Raw genomic sequence first — 6,000 nt, forward strand, 5'->3', positions numbered from 1 at the left:
GATCTGCGGGCTCTATTGGACTCGTGGTATTCTTCATGGTCATGAGCAACTCCTTGGCTGTTGCTGCCCGAACGCATGGATCGGTTGACGTTCTCTCGGAGGGGTTGCATGGGAAGCGCGTTCATCGCTTCGCCTGTGGTGGGCGGACGCCCTGTGGGGCGTCCGCATATTCAGGTCATGCTCGCTTCACGCGGCTAGTCGCTCGCGGCGCGGGAGTTGGCCTTCTTGACCTCCTCAAGGATCTGGCTGAGGTTGTAGCTCTCCGGGGCCTGCAGCGGCGGGAACTTCTCGTAGCTGGACAGGTGCTCCAGCCACAACCGCTGACCGATCGGCAGCATGTTCCAGTCGTACTGGAAGGCGGTCGCCGGGGCGCCGAGCACGCCGCCCGTGCTCATGGCCGTCTTCTGGTCAACGCCGACAGCCTGCTCGAAGGGATCACGCTTGATGTTCTGGACCAAAGTGAAGTGGAAGGGGATGAGCGGCATGATCCAGCCGGCCGGCCCGGGCTGCGACATGGTGTAGTACATCTTCCAATTCTTGTAGCGCACCGCCGACGGCGTTGCGCCCGAGAAGTAGAAGAAGTAGTCCCGCGCCGACTTGTCGGACTTGCCTTCGAGGTAGTCGCGCTGGTCGACGCCATCGAGCGTCGTCTTGACGATGCCGGGGTACCGCCCTGCCTCGATCTGCTGCTTCAGTTTGTCGCCCTTGGGTCCGCCGGCGACGTCGACCAACGTGGGAACCCAGTCGAGCGCGGCGAACAGTTGGTTCTTGACCGTGCCTGGCTTGATGACACCGGGCCATTTGATCACCATAGGTGCGCGATAGCCGCCTTCCCAGGCCTCGCCCTTTTGGCCCTTAAACGGGGTCACGCCGCCGTCCGGGAAGGAGATCGCCTCAGCACCATTATCGGTCGTGAATACAACGATCGTATTGTTGGCCTGCCCCATGTCGTCGAGCTTCTTGAGGACGACGCCGATATTGTCGTCCATCTGCTTCATGCCGGCTTCGTTGAGTCCCCAGTCCTTGCCGCCGCGCTCGCCGACCATGGCCTCGTATTTCGGCGGCAGCACGGTGACGACGTGCATGCGCGCCGGGTTGTACCAGACAAAGAATGGCTTGCCGGTCTTCTTCGGGTCATTGCGATCGAGGAAATCGACGACCTTCTCTGAAATCTCCTCGTCCACGGTCCGCGAGCGATCCAGGGTCAACGGCCCTTCGTCGCTGCACATCTGATTCTTGCTCGTGCCGTCTGAGGACTTGCACGACAGGATGTTGCGCGGGGGCGTGAGGCACAGCGTGGTCTTGGGGTCCACCGCGCCGGGCACTTCGGGCACGCCCGGGATCGGCGTATTCTTGCAGGGTGGCGCCACGGTCTGCTGCAGCGGCGTCTTGTTGATGTCAGGGAAGCTGACCTGCTGCATCGCGTCGAGATGGTAGAGATAGCCCCAGTATTCCTGGAAGCCGTGTGCCGTCGGCAGGGCATCGGTGTGGTCGCCGAGATGGTTCTTGCCGAATTCGCCGGTGGTGTAGCCGAGATCGAACAGGAACTGGGCGAGGGCCGGCGTGCCGGGCCGCAGGTAGGACGGGCTCCCCGGGAGCTGTGGCGGGATCATGCCGGTGCGCAGCGGATACATGCCGGTGAAGAACGCATTGCGGCCGGAGGTGCAGCTCTGCATGGCGACGTAGTCCATGAAGATGGCACCTTCGTTGCCGATGCGATCGATATTAGGCGTTTCGCCGACCATCAGGCCGCGGTGATAGATGCTTGGCTGCATCCATCCGATGTCGTCGCCCATGATGAATAGGATGTTGGGTTTTTGTCCCTGCTGGGCGGAGGCAGGAATGCTTGCCATTGTCATGGCGGCACACGCCAAGACAAGAGCGCCCGAAATTGGTCGGAACATGCTCATGGTTGCTTCCTAATTGGCGGCTGCCGAGAGCCCGGGCCGCAGCCTTCGCCCACCTCCGCCCGCCGACAACTTGGCTTTGCCGATTCATGCGAGATCGCAACCGGCAATCGGTCGGCCGCTTTGCGACGGCAAATTGCGCGAAGCGCCCTGAATGCGCTATGCACATTCGGCAGATTAAGCCTCGTCGTATACGAGGCTGAAGCTAGTGTTGGCTTCGCAGGGCTGACTATGCGCTTTCGGCGGATTACGGATCGCGTTGCAGCGTGACGGAAGGCGATTCGCCGAAGGTGGTGCGATACGTCACCGCAAAGCGCCCAAGCTCCAGGAATTGATGATTTCGCGCGACCTCCGCGACGGTGGCCATCGAAGGATCGGCACGTCGCAGTGCCGAACGAGCCTGATTCAATCGTCGCAACAAGAGATATCGTGCGGGGCTTACGCCGAGGAACTTCGCGCAACACATCCGCAGGCTGCGCTCCGGTACGCCGATCTCGGCACAAAGCGCGGGCATTTTGAGTCTTTGATCGATACGTTTGCTTAGGCCATCTTCGAAACGATGCATGACGGCGGTGTGATGGTGTCTTGCCTTGGAGTTGTTGTTGTGGATGTCGGCGGCGGTCAGACAATTGATGATCGCGTGAAGCAATTCCTGCTCCAGCGCTCTTGCTACCTCGGGACGCTCGATCAGTTTCCGTCCAGCCTCTGCAAGGTAGCAAGCTTCTCTGAAGAGAAGACGAAATCTTGATATATCCGCGCGGGCAGGGTGCAGCATTCTGCTCACGGGCGGCGGCGCGATTTCCCGTCCAGTCAAGGCCTTGCTGCAAGTCCTTAATTGGTCCGGCGATAAGGCTATCAAGCCCCATTGGGATGCGCCGTGGGAGCGCTGATGGGTGCTCTCGCCACGACCGTGCAAAACCATGTCGCCGTTCCGCAAGACAAGCCCGTCGGACACGAGGGACGCGGTACCGACCGGAAAAGAAAGGAATATCCGTTCGGGGGGCAGCGAAATATATGCGATGCGCGGAAGGATTTCGCGGCACCGACACAATTCCAGATGGTTCAATCTCAACCGTGTTAACCGCGCCTCGAAATCGCCGGCACCCGTTATCGTCAGATTGATACGTGCATCGCCGAATCCTGCGGCATAGCCGTCGGCGTCGCCAAACGTGAGTGTTGCGCCTTCTGCCATTTGCGCCGTCCCATCGGACCGGTGGACGGTCCGGTCTCATCGACGGAGGCAGCATCAAGCAGTCGGCCGCTGTCGGCTATGCGGGTTCGGAAGGTCGATGGTGGGGGTGGAATGTGAAGAATATGCAAATCCGGCAAGCCGGCCGATAGTCTCGACCAGGTGCTGCGACCATGGGTGTCCCCTCAGTGGAAAGACCGCGCGTAGCGTCACGGTTTTTTCGCAGGCGACCGCGCGTTTGCGATCACGCGCATCCGGTTCAGGCGAGGCCGGGCCCGGCAAAAGCAATGGTTGATGGGCGGTCGAGACGAACCCTCGGGTCCGCCGGCGGGCGCCGCAAGGTGCACGACGGCGATTCTCCGAAAAACACTCGGTAGGCAACTGAAAAGCGCCCCAGTTCCCAAAAGCCGTGGTCGGTGACGATTTGCGTCACAGTTGCCGTTGATGGGTCCGACCTCAAGAGCGCCTGCCGCACGAGATGCATTCGGCGCAAGGTGAGATAACGGATCGGTCCCATGCCCAAATGTTCCTCACAGGAGGCGCGAAGGGTGCGTTCGGCGACACCAATCGCCGCGCAGATCTCCATGAGATAAAGTGGGCGGTCGGGATTGGCCTCCAAAAACGCCTCGAACCGCGCGACGATCGCGTCATGGCGACGGCCGCCCATGGTCGTTTCCAGCACGACGCCTTCCGCGAGGCACCGGACCATGACATGCACCAGTTCGCTTTCGAGGGCACGAAGCACTTCCGGTATTGCGAGCACATCGGGAGTTTCATGGGCGAGTTGTCCGACCACTTTGTGCAGCTTCATCAGCCGCGACATCAACGCAGGATTCGGGTGAACGCTACGCTCATCCAGCCGCTTGCTGAAACCACGGCCAGCTATCGCTTCGACCGCGGCGTCGAATTCATCGGTCGGGAGGGACATCGCCCCTAAATGATAATCATGGCCGGATCGATGATGTGCAACGTCAGTTCTGTTAATGATGATGTCACCAGGCAAGACTTCCTGGCCGCAGTGCTGTAGTGGGGACGAATTGGATTCGGTGAGAAAGAGGATCGATCGCCGGTCGGGTTTGCACGCAACGTTGCTGATTTGCGGCAAAGATACAGTGAAACGCTGCATCCAAAGTTTGGTCATGCCGATCTGTGTAATCTCGGCCCAAAAATCTCCCTTCGTTGTAGGGAGTATCTCAACATCAGTAGCTTGAACGGCCGCCTGACAGGGAAACGGGTCGGTAAATCTAAGAACTCTTGCCCACGACATTGTAATAAGTCCCTGTCTGGCTCAAGCTGCCCGCAAGTTTGTGGCTGCAAGCGATGTTGGGCGATTGGGACGCGTTTCGGGCAGCTCGACCGATCGCCGCAAGGTACGCGATGGCGCCTCGCCAAACAGTGTGCGGTAGGCAACCGAAAAGCGGCCGAGTTCCCAAAAACCGTGGTCGGTGACAATCTGGGTGACGGTTCTCTTTGAATGGTCCGAGCCCAGGAGCGCGCGGTGTACGAGGTGCATTCGGCGCAGGGTGAGATAACGGATCGGCCCCATTCCCAAATGCTCTTCGCAGGAGGCGCGGAGCGTGCGCTCTGCGACGCCAATCCCCGCGCAGATTTCCGCAAGATAAAGCGGCCGGTCGGGGTTGGCCTCCAGGAATTCTTCAAAACGCGCGACGATGGCGTCGTGGCGACGGCTACCAGTTCTCGACTCTGCAGCGGCACCTTCGGCAACGCACCTCACCATCACATAAGTGAGCTCATTCTCCAGTGCCCGCCCCACTTCCGGGATTTCGAGAACATCCGGCATGTCATGAGCGAGCAGCCCAACGCTCTTGTGCAGTTTCAGCAGTCGGAGCATCGCCGCAGAATGCGGGCGGATAACTCGTTTCTGCGGCATTTCGACAAACTCGCGACCGAGTACTGCCTCGGCAGCAGCATCAAAGTCATCAGCCGCAAGAGAGATCGTACCATAGTGGAGGTTTGCGCCAGATCGTTGATGTACGACGTCGGACCTGTTCACGACGATATCGCTGGCCAAGACCTCCAGGCCACAGTGCAGGAAGGCTGTTCCATTGGGCTCGGCAAGAAAGCCAATTGATCTGCGGCCTGGCCTGACCGCGACGGTGTTAACCTGTGGCAGCGACACTCGATATCGTTGCACCAGAAGCCTGTTTATGCCGATCTGCGCAATTTCGGCATGAAAGCTTCCTTTCGCCGTCGGAAAAAGTTCGATATCCGCGGACCAAATAACTGCCTTGCACTGCGACGGATCAGATAAATCAAAAACTCTACTCCACGCCATTTCTGTTCTCCCCCGAAACAGAACTACTAATCTCTCGGGTCAACTAGGCTTACAGCAAGGAGACACAGGGAATCGGGAAGAGCGATTTCGGTCGCAAAAGAAGAGCAGGCAACGCCATCAAGTCGATTCGAGATCCGAGGCGCCGCGAAATCTCGGTTGTATTGTAGGGCCAGTATTACCTGTGGGCAACTGCGCGAATACTTGGCACAAAATGCATATCGCTCTGCAGGGTAGTCTTATGCGCTCGCACAACTGCCTGTCAGAGTTAGGAAAACAGGCCAACGCGGCTGCCTGTGCCGGAACGACCCCGCGCCGGCGGTTCTGCCGAAGATGCATAGCCGCACCCGCAGTGTAGGTCTGATTTGAATTTCAAACAGCTTCTCCGCTGTCATCGTCCGCGAAGGCGGACGATCCAGTATTCCAGAGGCACCAGTGCTTGAGCCGAGAGGCTGCCGGATACTGGATGCCCCGCCTGCGCGGGGCATGACGGTGGAGTTTAAGGAGAGGACGTGAGTCCGCGTTCTCGCGGCGCGTTGCGTCCGAGCTTTGCGTCTCGTTTCACCCTCTCATTGAGTAGAGGGCGCAGGGAAAGCCGGGTGCCGGTTGCA

At 59.5% G+C, this 6,000-nt stretch carries 4 protein-coding genes; all 4 read right to left on the reverse strand.

Annotated features, from left to right (window positions below):
- Positions 1-194: 194 nt before the first annotated feature.
- A complete protein-coding gene (locus tag CWO89_RS16230; protein ID WP_502702908.1) occupies positions 195-1,853 on the reverse strand; it encodes an arylsulfatase in 1,659 nt (552 codons plus the stop codon).
- A gap of 301 nt (positions 1,854-2,154) precedes the next feature.
- Positions 2,155-3,099, reverse strand: coding sequence for a helix-turn-helix transcriptional regulator (locus CWO89_RS16235; protein ID WP_130579789.1), 945 nt, complete (start codon positions 3,097-3,099; stop codon positions 2,155-2,157).
- A 256-nt stretch (positions 3,100-3,355) separates the two neighbouring features.
- Entirely contained in the window at positions 3,356-4,237 is an 882-nt protein-coding gene (locus tag CWO89_RS16240) for an AraC family transcriptional regulator (protein ID WP_165421187.1), read from the reverse strand.
- Positions 4,238-4,384: 147 nt separating this feature from the next.
- Positions 4,385-5,392 carry an AraC family transcriptional regulator gene (locus tag CWO89_RS16245; RefSeq protein WP_130579791.1) on the reverse strand — a complete coding sequence of 336 codons (1,008 nt, stop codon included), beginning with the start codon at positions 5,390-5,392 and terminating at the stop codon, positions 4,385-4,387.
- Positions 5,393-6,000 lie beyond the last annotated feature (608 nt).

It is taken from the genome of Bradyrhizobium sp. Leo170 (assembly GCF_004296405.1).
GTDB lineage: Bacteria > Pseudomonadota > Alphaproteobacteria > Rhizobiales > Xanthobacteraceae > Bradyrhizobium.